Here is a 23038-nt window from a genome sequence, read left to right on the forward strand (position 1 = left end):
CATCAATACCCACCTCGAGGCCTCAGCCCAAGTCCCCTCGCTCCACTTCCTCCCTGAGAGGTGCGGCTGAGGAGGGATACCAAGGCTCGGCACCTCTCTCACCACAGGCTACAGCACCCCTGACACCTCCGTCCGCCAAGGGCTCTACCGTCCCCTCGCACTCCTCGGTCTCTCCACTTACCGCCCCTTCGCATGCACTCCTAGAGCCAGAGGAGGCTCCTATCCCCGAGACCATCGTGATCTCCTCCGAGCCTCCGACCCTCACCATGTCCTCGTCGCCACGGCCTACTCCCAGCCAGGAGGAGACCCCCGAGGATCCCGAGGAGGCACGTAAGCAGGCTCTAGCAGACGCTATCGAGCAGGTCTGGTAATCGCCCCTCTCCCCCATGAGACAGACGGATCGGATCCTAGGGCGAGCGGAGCGCAAGGTCGTGATTATCCTCCTGGTGCTCATCTCCTCGGCGGTGGCGGTCTATGCCCTTACGGCTCACCGCTCCCATACCGGCTCGGCGCCCGAGGGGGTACCGCAGGCGGAGCAGACCCCTAGCCCCTCGCCGGCTCCTAAGCACAGTGGAGGGGCTCACTCCGATAGTCTCATCACCGACGAACACTATGTCGGAGGCCCTACTCGTAGGGGGGATCGTGTGGAGAAGTTTAGACGTTACGTCCAGCTGGATCTCAATCGTGTAGATTCCCTTACCCTACTGCGTATCCCGGGGGTAGGCCCAGCTTTTGCACATCGTATCCTTTCCTTCCGCCAAGTCCTCGGGGGCTACTATACCGTCCTGCAGCTACAGGAGGTATATGGGGTGGATGAGGATAAGTTCCTAGAGCTACGCCCGTGGTTTGTCATCAAGACCCCACCACATACTCATCCGCTCTCGACGCTACGAGCTGACTCTATCCCCTGGCATCCCTACCTAAGCCGAGCGACACAGCGAGCCCTACATCGCATGGTGCTACGGCATGGCCGGCGCCTGACGTGGCAGATTCTTCGTCACGAGGGTACGTTTACCCGTGATGACAGCATCCGCCTAAGCCCATACTTCGTAGATGCTCCTGCAGGGGCTGATAGTACGGGGCGCGGGGCATAGGATACGCACCCCAGGGCTGGCCTCTCCACCATGTCACTCTCTCACCTCCTCTTATCTCCTCACTATGGCTTATCGTCGTCCCCTGACCCATTCGCAGATGATCGTGCTCGCTCTGCTCTGGCTTGCCCTCGTGGTGTGGATCCTCGTAGGCTCACCTCGGCTTAATGGGCTCACCCTACTGACTCTTGCTGCCTCTGGGGTAATCGTCTTCTACCCGATTATCAAGAGCTATCGTGAGCGCAAATAGCTAGAGCGGCCTTTTACTGGCCTGCGCCCTAGATAGCGATAAGCAGAAAGTACCGCCTCCCATATCCTTGGGGGGCGGTGCTTTCTGCTTATCTGATCCATGGTCTAGGGTGAGGGGTCACCCTAGGAGGGTTATTCTTCTTCCTCTTCCTCCTGCATGTTGGTGAAGACGTTCTGGACATCTTCGTCCTCCTCGAGCTTGTCGATTAGCTTGGCGATGGTCTCACGTTGCTCGGGGGTAACGGGCTTGGTATCGTTGGGTAGACGTACGAATTCGGCGGAGGTGATCTCGTAGCCTGCGCTCTCTAGGTAGGCCTGGATCTGAGCGTTGGCAGAGAAGGCTCCATAGAGGATGATCTCGTTCTCGTCTTCCTCCAGCTCCTCTACGCCGTAGTCGATGAGCTCTAGCTCGAGCTCCTCGAGGTCCATCCCCTCCCGCTTGACGATATGGAAGATGCACTTGTGGTCGAAGAGGAACTCTAGGCTCCCTGTGGTGCCGAGGCTACCGCCGAACTTGTTGAAGTAGCTGCGGACGTTGGCTACCGTACGCGTCGTGTTGTCGGTAGCGGTCTCGACGAAGATAGCGATGCCGAAGGGGCCGTAGCCCTCGTAGTTCATCTCCTTGTAGTCGGAGAAGTCCTTGGAGGTAGCCTTCTTGATCGCACGCTCCACGTTCTCCTTAGGCATGTTCTCCTTCTTAGCCGTCTGCATGAGCACACGTAGGCGAGGGTTGGTCTCGGGGTCTCCACCGCCAGCCTTGACGGCGATCGTGATCTCCTTCCCTAGCTTGGTGAAGACGCGGGCCATATTTCCCCAGCGCTTCATCTTACGAGCTTTCCGATATTCAAATGCTCTTCCCATGTCTATTCTTTGCTTATGATCGTTGTGTTGGGTCGTTATCGTAGTTCCGCTCCTAGGCTCTCTAGGAGGTTCTTTTGGATCTTGGTCATGATGGTCTCGATCTGTCCCTCGCTCATCGTGCGCTCGGTGTCCTGTAGGTAGAGCGTGATGGCGTAGCTCTTCTTACCTCGGGGGAGGTTCTTGCCCTCGTAGACGTCGAAGAGGGTGACATCTCTCAGGAGCTTCTTCTCCGTGCGCCGTGCGATCTCTACGACCTCGGCGAAGGTCGTCCTGCTGTCTAGTAGGAGGGAGAGGTCACGCTTGACGACGGGATACTTGGGGAGCTCCTTGATGGTGGTCTTTGTGCGCTCGGCGAGTGTATTGAGTAGCGTCCAGTTCACCGAGGCGAAGTACACGGGTAGGTCGATCTCCCAGCGGTCTAGCAGCTGGGGCGATACCTGCCCGAGGCAAGCGACCTCACGCCCATCGTGAGTCGTCCACTGCAGGGCTGGCGAGGCGAAGATGTCTCGCTCGCACGTCGTCGTGGCTAGACTACCGAGGTTGATGCCTAGGCGGTCGAAGAGGTGCTGTACATGTGCCTTGAGCTCGAAGGGGGAGACCGTCTCATCGCTATGCACCCAGCTATTCTGTATCCGCTCCCCTGCTATCCATAGTCCTAGGGTCGCCGTCTCTCGGTAGCCTGCTAGGGTGGTAGCGGTATTGGGCATCTTGGGATCAAGCTCATAGCAGTTGCCCCACTCGTAGTAGTAGTGGCTCTTCTGCTGGCGGCGAAGGTTACGGCTGATGGTAGCGAGTCCACCGAAGAGTAGGGACTGACGGAGGATGTTCAGCTCTCCACTCAGTGGGTTCTGTAGCTGTACGAGACGATCCTGAGGCAGGGAGCTAAGCCCTTCGTAATAGCTCTCGGAGGAGAGGCTATTGCATAGGATCTCGTTGAAGCCTGCCCCCGTGAGCTGCTCAGAGAGGAGGAGGCGACGGCTGTAGGAGCGGTCTGCTGCCCCCATAGGGCTGAGGTTAGCGTGGATATAGCCACTGAGCTCTACGCGGTTGTATCCGTAGATACGTAGGATGTCCTCGATGACGTCTACGTCACGAGTCACGTCCACACGGTAGCGAGGTACTAGTAGGTGCCACTGGTCACCCTGTCGGTCGGTGATCCGTATCTCCAGCTGGCTGAGGATACGCTCGATGTCCTCCTCGGGGATCTCTAGGCCGAGGAGCTGGTGCATGCGTCCGAGGCTCAGTGTGACGGAGTAGGGCTGCGCAGGCTCGGGGTAGTAGTCGACCATCCCGCCGTCGATATAGCTATCGGGGCAAAGCTCTAGGATCAAGGTGCTAGCACGTAGGAGAGCCCACTCGGTGGCGTTGGGGTCGAGCCCACGCTCGAAGCGGAAGGAGGAGTCAGAGCTCACCCCTATGCGACGTGCCGTGCGGCGCACGCTGGAGGCATTGAAGTTCGCAGCCTCTAGGAAGATCTCCGTCGTCTGCTCTGTCGTCCCTGAGTCTAAGCCCCCCATGACACCTGCGATGCAGAGAGGCGTACCGTCGCCCGAGGCGATGAGGAGGTCTTGCTCGGTGAGCTTCACCTTGCTCTGGTCGAGGAGGGTCATTTCCTCTCCTTGACCGACACGTATGCGTAGGCCTTGTGTCCCGACCTTGGCTAGGTCGTAGGCATGTAGGGGTTGCCCTATCTCGTGGAGGACGAAGTTCGTGACGTCCACGACATTGTTGATCGGCTTGAGCCCGAGGGTCTCGAGTCGGCGACGGAGCCACTCGGGGCTCTCCGTGACCTTGAGTCCACGGATCACTAGCCCCTGGAAGCGAGGACAGAGCTCGGGGGCTACGTCGACGGAGACGGGTACGGGGCAGGTGCCCTCGGGACGACTGAGTACCTGGGGGAGGTGGGTGTGGACGCGCTCCCCTGTGCGCTGGGCGAGGCAAGCAGCTAGGTCACGGGCTACACCGTAGTGAGAGGTAGCATCTACGCGATTGGGGGTAATATCCACCTCGAGGACGTAGTCCGAGGTGACGCCGAAGTGCTCGGCGGCAGGCTGCCCGATGATGACCTCGTCGGCATCCAGCAGGATGATCCCACTATTGTCGTTCCCTACGCCTATCTCCACCTCGCTACAGAGCATCCCGTAGCTCTCTACGCCACGTATCTTACCCTTCTTGATGGTGAAGCTCTCCCCGCCGGAGTGGAGTACGGTACCTATGGTCGCTACGACGACAGCCTTGCCCGCCTGTACATTGGGGGCGCCACAGACGATCTGTAGGGGTTCACCCTGACCGATGTCTACGGTGGTGACGTGTAGGTGGTCGGAGTTGGTGTGCTCCTCGCAGGTGAGTACCCGACCGATGACTAGGCCACGCAGGCCTCCAGGGATCGACTCGACCTCCTCGACACTCCCTGTCTCTAGTCCGATGGAGGTAAGGGCCTCTGCCACCTCCTCGGGGGTGAGGTCTGTAGGTACATAGCTACGCAGTAGGTCGTAGGATATATTCATCTTTTGTCCTCTTTATATAATGGTGTATAGGGCTTACATGCACAATATTTAGGATACAAATGTACGAAAAGCCCCTCATACATAGGGGAGATACCCTAGGAGCTAGGGCGGGCTCATGCGCTCCTTCCGGATGCTCCACGCTCTGCCTCTTTCGGGAATATTACTTCCACCCCGATGGTGTCCCAGCTGTATGGCTTAGAGTGACTGGGTGTTAGCCCCGAGTGCAGTGCCCGAGAGAGCCCTACGGAGGATATACTTAGAGCGATGTTGTGTACACGCGTGTATACAGTTGTGTACACGTGGGTATACTCTTGTGTACACACGTGTATACTTCTCCGCTTCCGATATAGTCGGGATGAGCCTATAATTATGCGCCTAAAATATGTCTCCTAATGAGTCTAATGGGGATCTCTACCCAGCCCCGAGGGCTGGCCTAGGAGTGTGGGGTGGTATCAGTCGGGCAGGGGGGAGGACTCAGTGTGTCGATGAGCTGCTGTAGGGTATTGCGGTGCATCCCGAGCAGGGTGGCTAGGTGGCTCTTGGGGATAGCGTCGAAGAGCTCTGGTCGTCGCTCGTAGAGGTAGATGACACGATCGGTCAAGTTGGGTTGCTGGAAGGCTCGGACGAGTCGTAATGCTTCGATGAAGAAGGCTTCTAGTCGGTCGGTGAACCACTCGTTAAAAGACGGTGACTGTCTCCTGTGCTCGCGTAAGAGGTCTCTACTAATGCTCCAGAGCAGGCTTTCCCTAGTGGCTTCGATATATAGCTCGCTCCGATCGCCCGTGCGTAGACTGATAGCATCGAGTACAATGCTAGAGAGGCGGTCGCTGAAGAAGAAACTCGTACGCCGCTCTCCCCTCCTATCCACGTAGTAGCTCGTAAGTATCCCCTTGCAGAGGATACCCACTTCACTACACCGAGAGCCAGCTCTGAGGAAGAAGTCGCCTCGCCTAAGGTGGATCGCCCGCCCATGCCCCATCACCCAGTCTACCTCATCACTAGGCAAACTGAGCTGCTCTAGTCTGGGAGGGAGTAGCTCCTCGATCCGTAATTTCTTCCTTGTCATTTGAGTAGTTATCTGATAACACCACAAAACCAACATTATAAAGGTACACAAAATGCAACAATTCTAGCACATTCTACCCTCGATTTAGCCGTACCTTTGCACCTCCAATCACGAACCCAAGCAACTCAAGTTGGGTTTATTGGAGTAATCATAGTAAAAGAATAAGAATGAAAAGAACTATCATCGTCTCTGCGGAGAGAGGTAAGTATGAGCTGTTTAATATCAGCAATGGAACGGTTACAGCGGCCTTTACTCCCTTGAAGACGAGTCGTTATTAGTATCAGAATATTATGAGTAAGTTCATTCGATTATTTGTGCTTATCATCGGAGTCGTCTCTCTTTTTTCCTCCTGCAAGAAGGATGAGGATATAGAGGGCGGAAAGCCCTACCCTCTAGCAGGGACAACCTGGATTAATCGTCTATCTGGGAATAGGGGTTACGACGTCTACAAATTCATATCAGGGGAGACTTATCAAAGGCAGACTCTTGATAAGAATGCTATCCTTGTGGAGAGTGAGCCTATTGGTGTCTATAGACTAGAGATGTCTAATGGTCGCAGGCTAATCGTCTTCTACACCAATAGGGGTTCTCGGGTAAATAGCCTCTTCATCAACTATAATGAGGGGACTATGCAACGAGAGGGGGACGTCTACTGGAAGCAATAGATCCCTAGAGCTCCCTCGGCCCCGTATATAAGCAGCCCCCAGCGAGTCGTGGTACTCGCTGGGGGCTGCTGCTTTATCTCGCTAATGGGTGGGAGCGGGGGGACTACTTGATGGTGTTGCCGTTGGCGTCCTTGCGGGAGAGAGAGGCAGCCTTGACCTCAAAGTCCGTGGTGGAGTTGTCGTCATCGACGAACTTCCGCCCGTCCCACTTACGGGTCAGGGCTAGGCCAGAGAACTTGGGGTAGTCGCTGTGCCTAAGCTCAGAGAAGGGGACATCGGTCACGGCATTGTAGCCCTTGTCAAGCTTACTGGGGCGCATCTGGAAGCGACGCTTGGGGCAGACCGTCATACAGTCGATCACATTGGCGAAGGGGATCTCGATAGCATAGAAGTCTGCGAAGGCACTGCTTGTGACATTGATGTAGTGGCGGTAGCCCTTCTTTTGCTTGGTCTCCTGATAGTTGTTCTTGAAGTCCTCAAGTGACCAAGGGAGACGAACGAGGGCGATGCCGTTGGCCTGCTGGAGGTACTTCAGCTCGAAGTAGGGCGTCATGCGCCCCTTGGCATCCGGCTCGACGAGGATAGGCTCTAGGTCAGGCACGTTGGGGTTGTTCTTAGTTGCTCCGCCGTACTTGATGTTGCTCCACTCGAAGTCTGCCTTGGTGAGGTCGAGCAGGGCATCTAGCCCCTTGTACTCGGTGAGGTCTGGCTCGGCTTCGCCCTCCTCCTTGGCGGCCTCTCGGATACTACGGATGAAGTCCTCCTTGTAGTCGATCGCATACTGAGCGATGGTGATAGACTGCTTGGGCTGTATCGGGTGGTCGTGTCCCGAGCCGGGGAAGTAAGAGATAGAGCTGATGCCGTAGTAGCGATTGACGAAGTTGTCGCCCGGGGCGAAGGTGATCGAGATCGTTGGGTCTATAGCGTGGATACAGAGGGCGAGCCCATCGAGGTACTTCACCTCATTGGTGGGATTGTAGATGATGATGTACTGGTCGTCGCTGACCATTTGGTTGCGAGCAGGGAAGTTGTAGCCCTTGAACTCTCGTCGCCAGTAGTGGCCCGAGTAGAAGACCTCCTTGATGATGAGGTGATCGACTTTGCTCTTGGAGGTAGACTGCTTCTTGGGCATGCCGTTGCGTGTACAGCTAGCCGAGAGGGCTATGAGGCAGAGGGCTATGAGTAGCCAAGGTGATCTATAGCGGTTCATTGCTGGATCTATGCTAAGTCATGAATGAAGGGGGAGGGGAAGAGGGCTAGAGGAACCAGTTGCCTAGTCCCGAGCCACCACCTACACCGTGGGTCTGGAGGTTCTGCGAGGCCTCGAGGGCTTCGGCAGAGGGGAGTCCGATCTCCTGACCTAGGAAGTAATAGTAGGGGTCGTTAGGGTCGATGGCGGTAGGATCGGTGTCGAAGCTACTGCAGTAGACCTTGATGGGGAGGTTGAAGCGGAAGACTTCCTTCCACTCGGAGTCTCGTCCGTACTCCTTCGCCTCGTCGGGTAGGTGTGCCTCAGCGCAGATGAACTTACTGATGAATTGGTAGGTAGAGTGTCTGCTGAGGTACTCGTCACGGGGGATAAGGGCCTTCTTGCCCTTAGGACACTTCATGATCCGCACCGATAGGTAGAACTTCGGGAGCAGGTAGGTCGGGCGTGTGTACTTCCCGCTCTTGCCCGTCGTGGGGTCTACACGCTGGGTGATCTCTAGTGGCCACTCCCGCCGGTCGTCGCTCTCGTCCGCCTCGATGTCGAAGTTGAAGTGTCCCTTCAGGCCGACACGATCCTGGTCATAGGGCGCGACAGCCCAGTCCGCATCGTGGCGAGTAAGAGGAGGGAGGAGGCGCTGGTTGAAGAGCTCACGTGCACCATCACCCATAGCGTCATGGATCCAGGTATCGCGGTAGGTGTACTTGAAGACCTTGTCGGAGACATCAGCACGTGCCTTCCACGTGGTCTTGTCGGCAAAGAAAGGTGAGGGGATAGGTGTGGGGTCGATCGTCCCCCCCTTCATCCATTGTCCGTACCTATCGTGCTTGGCACGCCAGGTACCACGGCAATCCATGACCTCGTAGGGGGCACCCTTGTCGTCCACGTCGCTTACGGTGAAGAAGATCTGATACTGGTCGGACTGGTTGAGGATGCGGTCGTTGATGAGGTTACCTGCCTTGTCGAAGAAGTAGAGGCAGAGCCCCCAGCGCTTCAGTCGTCCACCGATGATACGGATGTAGTTGGGGCCTTGCTTGCCCTCGCCCTGCTCGAGGTGAGTGACGGTGCTCCCCCGCTGGATCTCTACCCGAGGCCAGGGACCCGAGGTGTTGTGGATGATGGCGAACTGCTCCTGTCTCCAGGGGGCATTCTGGTAGACGAAGTTCCCGTGCATCATCCCGTCTCCGTGGGAGTGCCCTTCCTTGAACATCACGAGGCAGGTCGCCCAGTCGCTGAAGGCTCCCCCGGCATCGGGATTAGCGAGGCCACTGTCTGTTACCTTGACCTTCTTGAGGCTATCGACGTAGTGGTCTGCCCCACTTCGGGGGACGGGCTTGGCTAGGAGTGGGTTCTCGTTATAGTCTACGTGTACGTCTCCGAAGACGAACTTCTCACACGAGGTGGCAAGGGCGACGAAGGCGGCTAGTAGGGGTACGAGTCTGAGTATCTTATTCATGTTGAGTCGCTGATTGATGGAGGGAGGGGATTACATCACCACGGCACTGCGTCGGTGGTGCTGCTGTAGGTAGCCCTTAGGGTTCGAGAGGAGCTGCCAGAGCTGTGCCTTGTCCACCTCCGGGTAGAACCGCTTGACGTCCTCGTAGCACTTCTCTATGCCTTCCTTGGGACTAGTGAGGACACGTACGGGGATCGGGTAGTCGATGTCGAAGCTATCCCAGCCGGGCTGGATCTGATTGAAGTCCCAGAGGTAGCCGTTAGCTTCGTTGTTGGCATTACCATACTTGGCGGGTTTCTCGGTCTCGCCCACGTGCTGCTGTACCTTGTTGAGGATATGGCAGATCTTCACCTGAAGCTGAAAGGCGAGGTTCGCCTTCTTGAACTGTAGGATACCCTTGAAGCCCAACCTATCCCTAGGTGTACCACTATCGAGACTTCTATTCTGCCGTAGGAAGCCGACAGTCTCGCCGTAGCGCTGGCGGGGGGCATCGGTATCGGGGTCGATGAAGTCGTCGTTGTACGAGTCGGTGAAGAGCTTCCCTAGCTCCTCCTCTACGGGGTCTGTATCTCGGTACTCGTAGGTGAAGATCTCGGGGGTGATCTTATTGAGGTGCATCATGTCGATGACCTTGTAGAGGCGATAGCTACGGCCGTCCTTCCACTGTAGGAGCTCGGTAGCCTCGGGTTTGCCAGAGCGTTCGATCGCCTTCCATGCTAGCTCGGTGTCGTAGGCTACTTGGTTGGAGCCAAAGGTGAAGCCATCGGGGGCGAAGATATTGGAGAGTGAGTACTTAGAGGCAGGCTCGGCGGCACCATCCTTGAGGCGGAAGGTGTACCGATCGTAGAACGTGGCGGGAGAGGCTAGCGAGCGGGGGTAGGCAAGCTGTACGCCACGCTGATGGATGCCCTTGCCGTCCTTGACCTCTTGGTTGAGGGAGGTATTGCCGATGCCGAAGAAGTGCTGGTGCACTAGGAGCGTGGAGTTGGCCTCGTCGGGGATGCTGACGCCCTCGCTATTCTTCTTGTAGGGGTAGCCCGAGAACTGGTGATTGATGAGCATCCCATTCTGGTCGTAATACTTGAGCTCTAGTCCGTAGTAGATGTCCTCTGAGGCGATGACGTCGAAGTGATCACGCTCGGTGGTGATGGTCATCTGCCCCTCATCGTCCTTGGCGATATCGATCTCCTGAGTGATGGGGATCATCTTGGGGTCGCCTACGGTGTGGTAGGTTAGGTAGGACTCTACCTGCTCATTACCTTCGGGGCCGACCCCGATCGTCCCACCCTTGTGCCCCATGCGTAGGATGATGTGCACAGCGTAGATCTGCTCATGCCCCTTGACGTCACGTTCGATGGAGGAGGGGGGAGCCTGGATGAGCTTCTTGAAGAACTCATCTACTCGGTCTGCGGAGCAGCTACTGAGTAGACCGCCCAGCATCATGGCGGAGAGGCAGAGGCGGGTATATAAGCGGTTCATAGTGCGTAGCTAGAATTTGATGAGGGTGCGTAGGGATACATTCACCCCACGCTCGTGGGCGTAGTACCTGAAGCGGTCGGTGTACTCCTTGTAGAGGTTGTTGAGGATATTCTCCCCTACGATCATGAAGCGCACCTCCCTGCGCTGGGGGAGACGGATGGCGAACTCCGCCGTACCACCGAGCAGGAAGTACGGGTCGGGCGAGTCAGAGACGAGGTCTTTGTCGGGGTCGAAGCGGCGCTGCTTCGTCACGTAGAGTCCCGATAGGGAGAGGGAGGCATGATACTTCTCCTTCGCTCCCAAGCTCCGCTCGTAGGTACCCGTGAGTCCGTAGCGATCGGAGGGCATGAAGGGAAGCCAGTCCCCACGAGTGATATTGCGGGCAAACATCCACTCGGCCTTACCTACCACGGTGAGCCCCTTCAGGGGAGTCATCGTCGCCTCTAGGTCACCCCCGTAGAGCTGTACATCATCCTGGTCGTAGATGAACTTGGGGTACTTCCCGCTGGGGTGGTTGTGGAAGCGATCCTTGCCCGTACCTATGTGGTCATAGATATAGCTATTGATGCGCTGATAGAAGAGGCTGGGCTCGATGGAGAACCAAGTGTCTCGGTAGCGCCCCCCGAGGACGGACTTGTAGCCCCGCTCACTCTCTAGCTTGCTATTGCCCACGACCCAGTAGGAGCCATCCTGTAGCCCGATGGCATAGAGCTCATTGATGTCGGGTGGACGCCACGACCAGCCGATATTGGCACGGACATCCCAGTGGTCATTGAGGGTGTAGTGTGCCGCTAGGCTAGAGGTGAAGTTGCTATAGAGCTTGAAGTCGTCGTAGTAGGTGTAGTTGCTGAGGCTCGTATAGCCATTGACTGACATCACGCGGAAGTCATAGCGCATCCCTAGGGCGCACTGCAGACGGTCAAACTGTGCCCGGTGTAGGACATAGCCCCCCATCGTCAGGGCTGCGAAGTTGGGGACGAAGGCAGGCTGCTTCGTGCCCGGGTAGTTGTAGTTGGTCTGGTAGGTATTGGCCGTACCTACGTCGGTGGACATGTTCCATAGCTTCCACTTGGCATTCCACTGGACGTCTACCTTGTAGGTCTTGAGGATAAGGTCCTGCATAGGCACCCAGCTCCACTCTACCTTCTTGCGGTTCTCGAACTCCTGTCGGAGGTTCTCCTGGAAGGAAGCCGTGAGGGTGAGCTTGTGGTGATCGTTGATGTTCCACTTGAACTCCCCCTTGAGGGTGAAGTGCTGGGACTGCTGGAAGGGGGGCTTGATGTCGTAGGAGAAGGGATGTAGGGTACTGGGGTCTGGCCGTCCGTACTCAAATCGCTTGATGAGCTGATCGAGGTCAGAGATCTTGCTAGCGTAGTAGATACCACTGCGCTGGTAGTAGAGGCTGGAGGAGAGGTCTACCTCTATCCGTCGGCTCTTGTAGCCGAGGACACCAGAGAGGCTGATGGTGTTGTAGCCCGTGTTGTTGAGGATATACTCTGCGGTGCGGTAGTCACCACCCTTGGTATACATGCCGTGTAGACGCAGGCCAACATTGCGGTAGCCGAGCTCTAGGCTCCCCGAGCCACTACCTCCTCGGGCATTGGTGTCGTAGCCGAGGTTGGCCTTGCCATGCACTTGGAGCTTATCGTTGCCGTAGGGTAGGGGAGCTTCGTTGAGCAGGACGACACCCCCCATAGCTCCGAAGCCGTAGCGCACGCACTCGGCTCCCTTGACGACCTCGACCATGCTTGCCCCCGTGTAGTCGATCTCGGGGGCATGGTCTGCGCCCCAGCTCTGGCTCTCTAGGCGGACACCGTTATTCATCAGCAGGATACGACTGCTGTGCATGCCCTGGATCACGGGCTTGGCCACAGTGCTCCCCGAGCTGATGGAGCTGACCCCGGGGATGGTCTCGAGCATCTTGGCTAGCGAGGTGGCACCCCCCTTCTCGAGGGCTTCGGAGGTGATACGGGCTGTCTGCTGGAGCTTGTTGGTACGTCGCTGTTGCCCCGAGACGAGTACCTCGCTGAACTGTCGGATGTCCTCCTGCATCCTCAGCGTAATGGGTTTGCCTGGGGTGACGGCTAGGCTTCGGCGGATGGGTTTGTAGCCGATGCAGGTGATGTGTACCTGTATCTCCCGGACGGGTTGCTTGAAGCGCAGGGTGCACTGTCCCCTCTGGTCGGTGACGTCTGGGCTGAGAGCCGCCGTACAGCGCACGACGGCGCCGACGATGGGATCACGGTTCGTCCCGTCGAGCACGATGAGGGAGACCCGTCTGGGGTCGGCGGGCTCTGCTGGGTCAGACTCAGAGGTGGGGGGAGGTGTAGCGAATAGAGGAACTGCTGAGGTGAGGATCACCCCGAGGAGAAGTAGATGTAGGAGCGACATGAGGCGCCGAGGTCTCTGTCGGTCGCACGGTCGCGTACGTAGTATTAACATATTCCCATAGGTTTACTTTGCTGTTCTTTGTCGGTTTCCCCCCTGTGGGTCGATCTGAGATCTATCGGGCAGAGGGGATGAGGAGGAGGGGTGCGTATTCGATAGCGAAGCTCTGAGGGCACACTAGCCAATCCGGGTGCAAAGTTCTCATCTTTTTGCATGCAAACAAATACCTAATAGGGAGTATTTTCCCTCGGTTTTCCCTATCTGTATACCTACCTATACCCCAGCCTCGGGGGTAGCCTCTGCCTCGCGCGTACTATAATTATATATAGATGGGAGGATCTGCGATGGGGGTGGGGAGGATCAGTTGCCCCCGTCATAGCGCTCATACGTGTGTGTCGTGGGGGAGAGAGAGGGGCGAAGAGCGGGGCTATTGTCCCCCTCTATGGGAGGAGGTGGAGGCGCTGATCCGCACCCCTGCTAAGAGCCTCTGTATCAATAGTGCCGAGAGAGGGAAAACGCTCTTACCGAGAGCGCACTTGCGCTCTCGGTAAGAGCGTCCTCGTCACCTTACATAGGTGATGGAAGCGATCATTATAGGAGCGCAGAAGGGGTCTTAGTAGGATCGTCTCGAGGGGGGCGGAATACCCGCTACGACCGAGACGATCTGAGCCCCCCGAGCTACCCCTCCCTTCCCCTAGTGGGATCGGGCAAATCGGATGATCCCCCTCCTGAGGGGAGCATGGAGGCTGCTCGGCAGAGAGGGAGAAAGGCTCCTCGGCTCGTCGAGGGGCGTATGGATGAGCCATGCGAAAGCACTACCTTTGTCCAGAGAACGATTTATTCACCCCAAGGAACAACGATAAGCGAAACGAACATCACGTGCGTATAGATATCCTCACTGTCGTGCCCGAGCTCCTAGAGAGCCCGCTGAAGCACTCCATCATCGGGCGAGCCCAGCGCGAGGGCTTCCTAGAGCTCTATGTCCACAATATCCGTGACTACTCCACCAATAAGTGGCGTCGTGTCGATGATTACCCCTTTGGTGGCGAGGCTGGGATGGTGCTTCAGATCGAGCCTATAGACCGAGCGATCAGCGACCTGAGGGCACAGCGTGACTACGACGAGGTGATCTATACTTCGCCCGATGGCGAGACCTTCGACCAAGGGATGGCCAATGAGCTAAGCCTCCGGGAGAACCTCATCATCCTCTGTGGTCACTACAAGGGCATCGACCACCGCATCCGAGAGCACCTCATCACCCGGGAGGTCTCCGTCGGGGACTATGTCTTGACCGGGGGGGAGCTCCCCGCAGCGATCATGACGGACGCTATCGTGCGCCTGCTCCCTGGGGTGATCGGGGATGCCGAGAGTGCTCTCTCGGATACCTTCCAGGACGATCTCCTTGCTCCTCCTATCTATACACGTCCCGCAGAGTATCGGGGGTGGCGTGTGCCGGAGGTGCTCCTGAGCGGTCACGCTGCTCGGATCGAGGAGTGGAAGATGGCGGAGGCCCTGGAGCGTACGAAGCGTCTGCGCCCTGATCTGATGGAGCGGCATAAGCAGAGATAGCTAAGTATTTCTTACTTTTGCCACGGAGAAGCCTGTCACTCAGCAGGGCTAGGAACAAACTGACGAACATAAAATATCCACATAAATAAATATCATGGCTTTGAAGTTTATCACAGCAGATGAAGCAGCTGCCCTGGTGCAGCATGATGACAATGTCGGCTTCAGTGGCTTTACGCCCGCAGGCTGCCCGAAGGTCGTCCCAGGAGCTATCGCCCGCCGAGCAGAAGCGGAGCATGCCGCTGGTCGCCCCTTCAAGATCGGGATGTTCACGGGTGCTAGCACGGGCGATCGTCTCGATGGTGCCCTGGCGCGTGCCGAGGCAGTGAAGTTCCGTACTCCCTATCAGTCCAACAAGGATATGCGCACGGGGATCAACGCTGGTGCGAACCCCTACTTCGACATGCATCTCTCGATGGTCGCTCAGGAGCTACGCTATGGCTTCCTCGGCAAGGTCGATGTCGCTATCGTCGAGGCTGCCGATGTGACCGAGGACGGAGAGATCGTCCCGACCTGCGGTGTGGGCATCCTACCGACGATCTGCCGACTAGCTGATAAGATCATCGTCGAGCTGAACGACAAGCACCCCAAGGAAATCCGTGGTATGCACGACCTAGCAGAGCCCCTCGACCCACCTCACCGCAGGGAGATAGCTATCTACAGCCCCAGTGACCGTGTCGGAGCAACGTGCATCAAGGTCGATCCCGCCAAGATCGTCGGGGTCGTACGCACGAGCGAGCCCAATGATGAAGGTGGCTTCGCCCCCCTCGATGAGGTAACCCAGGCGATCGGGAACAACGTCGCCCAGTTCCTCGTCTCCGAGATGGAGGCTGGTCGCCTGCCCAAGGAGTTCCTCCCCCTACAGAGCGGTGTGGGGAACGTCGCCAATGCTGTACTCGGCGCCCTCGGCGACAATGAGAAGATCCCAGCCTTCAACGTCTACACCGAAGTCATCCAGGACGCCGTGATCGCCCTGATGAAGAAGGGCCGTGTGAAGTTCGCCAGTGGGTGCTCCCTCTCTGTCACTCGCCCTGTGATCCAGGATATCTATGCTAATCTGGACTTCTTCAAGGACAAGCTCCTCCTCCGTCCTCAGGAGTACTCGAATAACCCTGAGGTCGTCCGCCGTCTGGGGATCATCACGATCAATACAGCCCTAGAGGCCGATATCTTCGGGAACATCAACTCCACCCACGTCAATGGTACCCGTATGATGAACGGTATCGGTGGCTCGGGGGACTTCGCTCGCAACGGCTACCTCTCCATCTTCACCACCCCCTCGACAGCCAAGGAGGGCAAGATCTCGGCCTTCGTGCCCATGGTCTCCCACCTCGACCACAGCGAGCACTCGGTGAAGATCATCATCACAGAGTACGGTATCGCTGACCTCCGAGGCAAGAGTCCCCGTCAGCGAGCCGAGGAGATTATCGAGAAGTGCGTCCACCCCGACTACAAGCCCCTGCTACGTGAGTACCTCGAGCTCGGGGTGAAGGGACAGACTCCTCAGGATCTGGCTTGCGCCTTTGCCTTCCACCAGGAGGTCGCTGCCTCTGGTGATATGCGCAACGTGGACTGGAAGAAGTACAAGAAGGACTAGTCCACCCATCCCACACTATATCCACTACACTTACTCCCCCGCTGCTCCGTCAGTGGGGGAGTGGGTGTCGTATGGGTGATGTCCACCCCTTACCCCCAAAAATCTGCTATGCCTACAATCTATACCGCATCTACAAATGAATATTATGTCCCACAGCAACGAGCGAGACTTACAGCTCCTACGTAAGTTCTTCCTATCCCTAGTGAGCGAGGGAGGCGCCCTCATCACACGGCCCATCAATGACCTCTTCCTGCAGATCGACTGCGAGGTAGGGGAGCTCCGTGTCTATGATGACCAAGACGAGCTGATCGCCCACCAGGAGGTCTTCTCCTGGGCCGAGACGGGCTCGAGCGAGGAGCCAACCCATGTGGCGATCGAGACGCTTCGGGAGCTCGTGACACGCCTGGAGCAAAAGGGCTTCTGGAGCAAGGAAGTCTTTGCCCGTCCCTTCTCTATCGAGCTCGTGCGACCAGACTTCTCCCTGCTGGAGGTCCTCCTCTTCCTCGACGAAGATCTATTCAATCTCTCTAAGCCCCTGATGGGCGATCTGGATGAGGAGCTGGGTGCCTTCATGGACAGCCTGCTGGGGGAGGAGAAGTAACCCCCGTTTGGCAGGTCTAAAATAAATACCTATCTTTGCACCGCCTTTAGGGGAAGTGTGTGGTCTTTACCACAGAGTAAGCATCCCCTAGAGGTCGCCGCCGAAATAGCTCAGTTGGTAGAGCAATTCATTCGTAATGAATAGGTCGCCGGTTCGAGTCCGGCTTTCGGCTCTCTATGTGTAATCATTTCATGACTTTATAGAAGAAAGTTTTTTCATAAGAATGACAATCGGAGCGCCAGGTCTCGGGAGAGAGCTGGCGCGCAACTTTTATAGAGGGGTATACATTATATACGGAGTCTGAGGATAGCCTAGGCACAATTGTCGTATCTTTGTCCACACTTTTTGACCCTCGGGGGACGTTTACGAGGAGGGAGGATAGGGGTCAGGAGTGACCTGGGAGCTTAGACGAGAAAAGGTAGTATAGATGCGCTATTGGCAGGTAAATAAGCATTTCCTGAAGGTGCTTCGGGTGGTGGCGTGGATCGCTGCTGCCCTATTCCTTTTGCTCTACCTCCTACCCCTTGGACTCTTTCGTATCCCCGCCGTACAGCGTGAGGCAGCCACTCGGGTAGGGCGGTTCCTCACTGAGCTCTTCGATAGTCCCGTCTCCCTGAGGCGGGTACAGCTCGTCGGGTGGACGGATGTGGAGGTGCAGGGAGTATCGGTGCTCGATACCGCAGGACGGGAGATGCTCCGTGCCGATCGGCTCGTGGGGAGTATCACCCTCTCCGACCTCATCACCGAGGGGGAGGTGCGGATCACCTCTGCCCGACTCTTCTCGGCACAGCTCTCCCTATATCGGGACTCTGTGACGGGACGGCTCAACATACAGCACGTCATCGACCACCTCAGCAAGCCCAAGCAGGACAAGTCCTCAATCCCCGTCGACATCAATAGTATCATCATCCGAGACCTCGGGCTCACCCTCCAGCAGGGGGACACTAGACTCCTGGAGCTACAGAAGCTCTCCACACGTATCCGACGTCTCCGCTTCGCCCCCGGCTACATCGCTGGGGCAGTGGATGAGCTGAGCTTTGGACTCTCCAATGGCTTTACCCTCTCCTCGCTGACCGCCCAAGGCGAGCTACACGATGGCCGTCATCTCGTACTGCGCAACGTGCAGGCCTCGCTCCCGAGTAGTGAGCTCTCCCTACCTCTACTCCGCCTGGATCTATCTGGGCGGGGACTGCACCTCCTGCGGGAGGCCGAGCTGGCTGATACCCATCTAGCACTGTCGGACCTAGCACCCTTCTACCCACACCTCGAGGGGCGAAGGGAACGACTCTACCTACGAGGCCTCTATAGTGCCCGTACCGTAGGGACGGGGCAGGGCTCCCTCGTAGCCCGCCTGCCAGGACTACTGAGTCTGGACCAGCAGCTTAGCCTAGGCTGGGATCAGCAGGGTGCGCTACGCTCTGTCCAGATCGATACCGAGGAGTTCGAGCTCCGTCAGGGACTCCTAGAGCTAGCCAAACCCTATCTCTCCCCCTCCCTCCAGCCTGCACTCGACTCTGTGAAGCGCCTAGGGTCGCTCTCCTACAGTGGGCATCTGGACTACAGCGTCTCTGGGATGATCAAGGCCCGGGGTACACTCAGCTCAGATCAGGGGAAGTGGCAGCATGACCTAGAGGCCCAGCTCATGGACGGGAGCCTCCGACGGGTACGTGCCGACCTCAGCACAGAGAACTTCCTCCTCAGCCCGCTACTTGGGGGTAGGATCCCCCTAGAGCGTCTCGGGGCGACGATCCGACTAGAGGCTCAGCGTCCGACGGATCGACTAGAGGACTGGCAGGTCGAGGCCGCCATCACTAGCCCCCAGCTGACCTATCAGGGCTACACCTACCGAGACCTTAGTCTAGCCCTTCATCCCGTATCGCCCCATAGACATGAGCTCCAGCTCACCCTCGGTGATCCCAATGCCAGCCTGAGCGTCCATGGTGCTGCCTCCTTCGACGGGCGGGCAGTACGGGATATGGACCTCTCCCTATCGGCCGACCTACGCCCAGCGGATCTCGGGCTTAGTCGTCTGCTCGGGAAGTACCCCATCCGAGCGACGGGCTCGGCCAACTTCGATGAGCTCAATGTAGACCGTGGGCATGGGATGCTCGTCCTACAGACGCTGAGCCTAGAGACCCCACGCCAGACGCTGAGCCTACATGACCTCCAGCTCCAGATCATCGGCACCCCCGAGTCTGGGCGACTCATACATATCGCCTCGCCCTACCTCACGGCTCAGCTCAGTGGGCACTACACCATCAGCCAGATCCTGCCCGACCTGAAGCAGACGCTCCGCCACTACCTCCCCGCACTCCAGAGGGAGGAGAGCCTGAAGCGTCCCCTCCTAGCTCCCGCACGCTCCACCTATGAGCTAGAGGTGAAGGTCAAGGAGGTCCCCGAGGAATGGGCTGAGTACCTACATCTACCCGTGCGGCTCGAGCAGGGTGGCTCCCTGCGTGCCCTCTATACCGGGGGCAACCATGAGTTGACGCTCTATGCCGAGGCTCCAGAGCTACGCTTCGGGGATCATCAGCTCTCGGGACTGCATGTGACCTTTGCTGACCGTAGGCTACAGCTCACCTCCGATATTCGCCTAGCGAAGGGGACGGAGGTAAAGGGCTTCGGGGTCTATAGTGACCTACAGACCGATAGTATCTATACCCGGATCAGCCTAGGCCGTGACCAGCATGGTGTGGCCAACGGCTTCATCGGCATCGGCACCCGCCTAGAGCGTGTCCCCGTGATGGGGACAAGGGGGGCACTACGGACGACCCTCGACCTCTCGCCCTCGCTCGTACGTATCAGTGGCGAGGACTGGACGATCGCCCCAGCGCAGGTACGTCTGCAGCAGGGGGAGGTACAGGTGCGAGGGCTGGACCTCTCTAGCGCCGAGCGTCGCATCAGCATCGACGGGGCACTGAGTAGCCAGCCCAACGAGCACCTCGATGTCGCACTCAAGAAGATCAATCTCCTCTATATCCTTAGGTCCGCAGGGGTAGGCTTCGATATGCTCGACACGGAGCTCACGGGGCGTGCCAAGGCAAGCCTGCGTAGTGGAGCCATCGTCGCTACGGCGGATGTCTCCTCGCCAGCCTTCTTCGTCAAGGGGGTCGATGTCGGGATGCTCCGTGCTGGTCTGACCTTCGATAGTCGGGATGGACGCATTATGCTCCGTGGACACGTCACCCAGCCTGAGGGCGGGATGGCTGATGTCGGGGGCTATATCCGTCCTGCGGGTGGAGCGGGGCTGGATCTGAGCTTTGACGCTACTCGCCTGCGAGCCGACTTCGTGGGGCGCTTCATGGATACCCTCTTTGACCGAGTGCAGGGGAGGGCTACGGGGCATATGCGCCTCTTCGGGGTCTTCGAGGATGGGGTGACCGTGGAGGGGACTGCGGATGTGGAGGAGGGGTGCCTCGGGGTACGCCTCTTGGGTACGAGCTACTACTTCGACCATCGTCTGACCTTTACCCCGACCTCGATCCAGCTGGATGATATCCCCGTACGGGATGACGAGGGGCACACGGGAGTGGCTCGTGGAGTGATCCGTCACCGCTTCTTCGATCACTTTGACCTCGACCTCGAGGCTCGGGATATGGTGCAGATGAAGGTCCTACAGACCAAGAGCAAGCAGCAGCTCCCCTTCTATGGGACAGCCTACGGCACGGGCTGGGCGAAGCTCCGTGGACGCCTACCTCGGCTCCTGCTGGAGGTGAATATGCGCAGTGCAGAGGGGACAGACCTGAACCTAGACTTCAACAAGACCGATGTGCGCAAGGAGGATCGTCTCGTCGTCTTCAAGCCCCTCCGCCCCTCGGCGCTACAAGATACACTACGTACCGCCCCCTCCGCTCCTGCGACCGAGGAGGGGGAGACGGAGCTGACGATGCGTATGGCCTTCCGCGTGACACCTGAGGCACGGATAGCCCTTCGCCTCGGCTCCAGTAATATCCCCAACGAGGTGAAGGCTCGCTGCGAAGGCGACCTCACCATCGAAGTACCTCACACCGGCCCTGTCACGACCTATGGGGGACTTACCCTAAGGGAGGGGTCTTATGTCTTCAACTTCGAGCAGCTCACCCGCCGACGCTTTACCCTCGTGGAGGGTGGGCGACTGGACTTCCGTGGTGACCCCATGCAGGCCACCATTGATCTCAAGGCTACCTATGGCCTGACGGCTAATATCGCTGACCTCGATGCTGGGCTCTCCTCCGAGGCCAAGCGCACCCATATGCCCGTGAACTGTACCCTACACCTCGGGGGCGTGATCACCAAGCCCGATATACGTCTCGGGCTAGAGCTCCCTGGGGCTGAGCCCGAGGTGGACCGGCGGGTGCAGTCGCTCCTCAATACCGAGGATGAGCGCAATAGGCAGGTGCTCTATCTGATGACCATCGGCAAGTTCTACACACCCGAGAATAGACGGAATACCCGAGGGGTCTCCGACGGCTGGGCTTCGCTGGCTGCCTCCACGCTCTCCGAGCAGCTGACCCACGTCCTAGGCAACTTCTCCAAGGACATCCAGCTGGGGACGAATATACGTACGAGCACGACCGCCTTCGAAGATACGGATATTGAGCTCCTCTTCTCTGGGAGCTGGCTCGGTGACCGCCTCATCATCAACGGTAATGTCGGCTACCATGACAACCCCTTCCTACAGGGGAAGTACATCGGGGAGTTTGACCTAGAGTATAAGCTCAATGCCGCTGGGACACTCCGCCTGAAGGGATACAACCACTACAACAATATGTACCAGTACCTGCGCCAGTCGCTCACGACACAGGGACTAGGCTTTATGTTCCAGCGTCGCTTCAACTCCTTCACCGAGCTCTTTGCCCCGGGACGGAACAAGAGAAAAAAGCGTACATTTGTTGAAGAGAAGAGAACTCAACCCTAATTCATTATACACTTCAATCAATTATGAGCTTCCTCACACAAGACAAGCTAACGATCGTCGGTGCTGCCGGCATGATCGGATCCAACATGGTGCAGACGGCTGCCATGATGAGCCTTACCCCCAACATCTGTCTCTACGACCCCTTCGCCTCTGGCCTAGAGGGAGTCGCTGAGGAAATCCGTCACTGTGGCTTCGAGGGTCTCAACCTCACCTTCACCTCCTGCATCAAGGAGGCCCTCACGGGTGCTAAGTATGTAGTCTCCTCGGGTGGTGCTCCACGCAAGGAGGGGATGACACGCGAAGACCTCCTCAAGGGCAACGCCGAGATCGCTGCCCAGCTAGGCAAGGACATCAAGGCCTACTGCCCAGACGTACGTCACGTGGTCATCATCTTCAACCCCGCAGACATCACGGGGCTTGTGACCCTCATCCACTCGGGTCTTCGCCCAGAGCAGGTCACTACGCTCGCGGCTCTCGACTCTACTCGTCTGCAGAGCGAGCTAGCCAAGCACTTCGGTGTCGCTCAGAGCGAGGTCGTAGGTGCTCGTACCTACGGCGGTCATGGCGAGGCTATGGCTGTCTTCTCCAGCGGTGCTACGGTAGCTGGGACTCCGCTGACCTCGCTGATCGGTACCGATAAGCTCCCCGAAGACAAGTGGGCAGAGATCAAGGAGCGTGTCACCAAGGGTGGTGCTAACATCATCAAGCTCCGTGGTCGCTCCTCCTTCCAGAGCCCTGCCTATGTCTCTATCGAGATGATCCGTGCTGCTATGGGCGGTGCTCCCTTCCGTTGGCCAGCTGGTTGCTATGTCGCTATCCCAGGGCTTGACCATGTCGTCATGGGGATGGAGACCGTGATCGACAAGGACGGTGTACACTACAGCCACGAGATCAAGGGCAGTGAAGCCGAGAAGGCTGCTCTGAAGAAGAGCTACGAGCACCTAGTGAAGATGCGTGACGAGGTCATCTCGATGGGCGTCATCCCTGCCGTAGCAGACTGGAAGAGCGTCAATCCTAACCTCTAGTCCGAGCGGAGGTCTCAGCCTCCCTCGCTAGTATCCCATCCAGGTAAGGGGGTACATCCTAGCTTCGGCTAGGGTGTACCCCCTTTGTTTATGTATAGAAATAATCTACATTTGCTCCCGTAGGGGTGAAGTGATGTAGCCTACAGTGGAGCCCTAGGGTACTACATGACGGCGCCGAGGCTCTGCCCCCTCTCCCCCCCCTCCGACCTAGAGACAAGTGTAGAATGATCACTATCCCATCCCCTAGTAGCAGTAGGCATCCCCTTGCCTCTACCACACTCCCGTAGGACTTCCCTTTATTCTAGGCCGTCCTAGCCAGAGACGCCCCGTGGGCAAACCTAGCTCTGTAGCTAGCCACTAGGGAACACAAGCCAAATCAGACC

Annotated in this window: 15 protein-coding genes and 1 tRNA gene; 9 read left to right on the forward strand and 7 right to left on the reverse strand. The window is 57.7% G+C overall.

Annotation, left to right across the window (positions count from 1 at the left end):
* Positions 1–386 precede the first annotated feature (386 nt).
* Both QZ170_RS03160 and QZ170_RS03165 read left to right on the forward strand, forming a co-directional pair.
* Complete coding sequence (locus tag QZ170_RS03160; RefSeq protein ID WP_297176955.1) at positions 387–1094, forward strand: helix-hairpin-helix domain-containing protein; 708 nt, start codon at positions 387–389, stop codon at positions 1092–1094.
* 64 nt (positions 1095–1158) lie between these two features.
* The gene (locus QZ170_RS03165; RefSeq protein WP_297176958.1) at positions 1159–1341 is read left to right on the forward strand and encodes a hypothetical protein; all 183 of its coding nucleotides are present in this window, start codon (positions 1159–1161) and stop codon (positions 1339–1341) included.
* A 131-nt stretch (positions 1342–1472) separates the two neighbouring features.
* Here QZ170_RS03165 and QZ170_RS03170 read toward each other — a convergent pair whose 3' ends face one another.
* The 3 genes from QZ170_RS03170 to QZ170_RS03180 form a co-directional block, all read right to left on the reverse strand.
* Entirely contained in the window at positions 1473–2201 is a 729-nt protein-coding gene (locus tag QZ170_RS03170) for a YebC/PmpR family DNA-binding transcriptional regulator (protein WP_297176961.1), read from the reverse strand.
* Between the two features lie 35 nt (positions 2202–2236).
* Entirely contained in the window at positions 2237–4708 is a 2472-nt protein-coding gene (gene pheT, locus QZ170_RS03175) for a phenylalanine--tRNA ligase subunit beta (protein WP_297176963.1), read from the reverse strand.
* Between the two features lie 433 nt (positions 4709–5141).
* Entirely contained in the window at positions 5142–5774 is a 633-nt protein-coding gene (locus QZ170_RS03180; protein ID WP_297176966.1) for a cyclic nucleotide-binding domain-containing protein, read from the reverse strand.
* A gap of 290 nt (positions 5775–6064) precedes the next feature.
* Between QZ170_RS03180 and QZ170_RS03185 the strand changes: the two genes are divergently transcribed.
* Positions 6065–6439 (forward strand): hypothetical protein, encoded by a 375-nt coding sequence (locus QZ170_RS03185; protein ID WP_297176968.1) that lies wholly within the window; start codon positions 6065–6067, stop codon positions 6437–6439.
* Positions 6440–6542: 103 nt separating this feature from the next.
* Here the strand turns inward: QZ170_RS03185 and QZ170_RS03190 are convergent, their stop codons facing one another.
* The 4 genes from QZ170_RS03190 to QZ170_RS03205 are packed head-to-tail and all read right to left on the reverse strand — an operon-like array spanning position 6543 to position 13023.
* Positions 6543–7649 carry a DUF4876 domain-containing protein gene (locus QZ170_RS03190; RefSeq protein ID WP_297176972.1) on the reverse strand — a complete coding sequence of 369 codons (1107 nt, stop codon included), beginning with the start codon at positions 7647–7649 and terminating at the stop codon, positions 6543–6545.
* 46 nt (positions 7650–7695) lie between these two features.
* Positions 7696–9102 (reverse strand): hypothetical protein, encoded by a 1407-nt coding sequence (locus tag QZ170_RS03195; protein ID WP_297176975.1) that lies wholly within the window; start codon positions 9100–9102, stop codon positions 7696–7698.
* 30 nt (positions 9103–9132) lie between these two features.
* Complete coding sequence (locus QZ170_RS03200) at positions 9133–10581, reverse strand: hypothetical protein (protein WP_297176978.1); 1449 nt, start codon at positions 10579–10581, stop codon at positions 9133–9135.
* 9 nt (positions 10582–10590) lie between these two features.
* A complete protein-coding gene (locus QZ170_RS03205; protein WP_297176981.1) occupies positions 10591–13023 on the reverse strand; it encodes a TonB-dependent receptor in 2433 nt (810 codons plus the stop codon).
* Positions 13024–13848: 825 nt separating this feature from the next.
* Between QZ170_RS03205 and trmD the strand changes: the two genes are divergently transcribed.
* The 6 genes from trmD (at position 13849) to QZ170_RS03235 (ending at position 22655) form a co-directional block, all read left to right on the forward strand.
* Positions 13849–14538: a tRNA (guanosine(37)-N1)-methyltransferase TrmD gene (gene trmD, locus QZ170_RS03210; RefSeq protein WP_297176983.1), complete on the forward strand. Its 690-nt coding sequence runs from the start codon at positions 13849–13851 to the stop codon at positions 14536–14538.
* A gap of 94 nt (positions 14539–14632) precedes the next feature.
* The gene (locus tag QZ170_RS03215) at positions 14633–16132 is read left to right on the forward strand and encodes an acetyl-CoA hydrolase/transferase family protein (protein WP_297176986.1); all 1500 of its coding nucleotides are present in this window, start codon (positions 14633–14635) and stop codon (positions 16130–16132) included.
* 145 nt (positions 16133–16277) lie between these two features.
* On the forward strand, positions 16278–16733 hold the full coding sequence (locus QZ170_RS03220) for a hypothetical protein (RefSeq protein WP_297176989.1): 456 nt from the start codon (positions 16278–16280) through the stop codon (positions 16731–16733).
* A 99-nt stretch (positions 16734–16832) separates the two neighbouring features.
* Positions 16833–16905, forward strand: a tRNA-Thr gene (locus QZ170_RS03225).
* Positions 16906–17160: 255 nt separating this feature from the next.
* Positions 17161–21630 carry a translocation/assembly module TamB domain-containing protein gene (locus tag QZ170_RS03230; RefSeq protein ID WP_297176992.1) on the forward strand — a complete coding sequence of 1490 codons (4470 nt, stop codon included), beginning with the start codon at positions 17161–17163 and terminating at the stop codon, positions 21628–21630.
* 23 nt (positions 21631–21653) lie between these two features.
* Positions 21654–22655, forward strand: coding sequence for a malate dehydrogenase (locus tag QZ170_RS03235; RefSeq protein ID WP_297176995.1), 1002 nt, complete (start codon positions 21654–21656; stop codon positions 22653–22655).
* Positions 22656–23038: the final 383 nt, after the last annotated feature.

Source organism: uncultured Porphyromonas sp. (assembly GCF_905372525.1).
Lineage (GTDB): Bacteria > Bacteroidota > Bacteroidia > Bacteroidales > Porphyromonadaceae > Porphyromonas.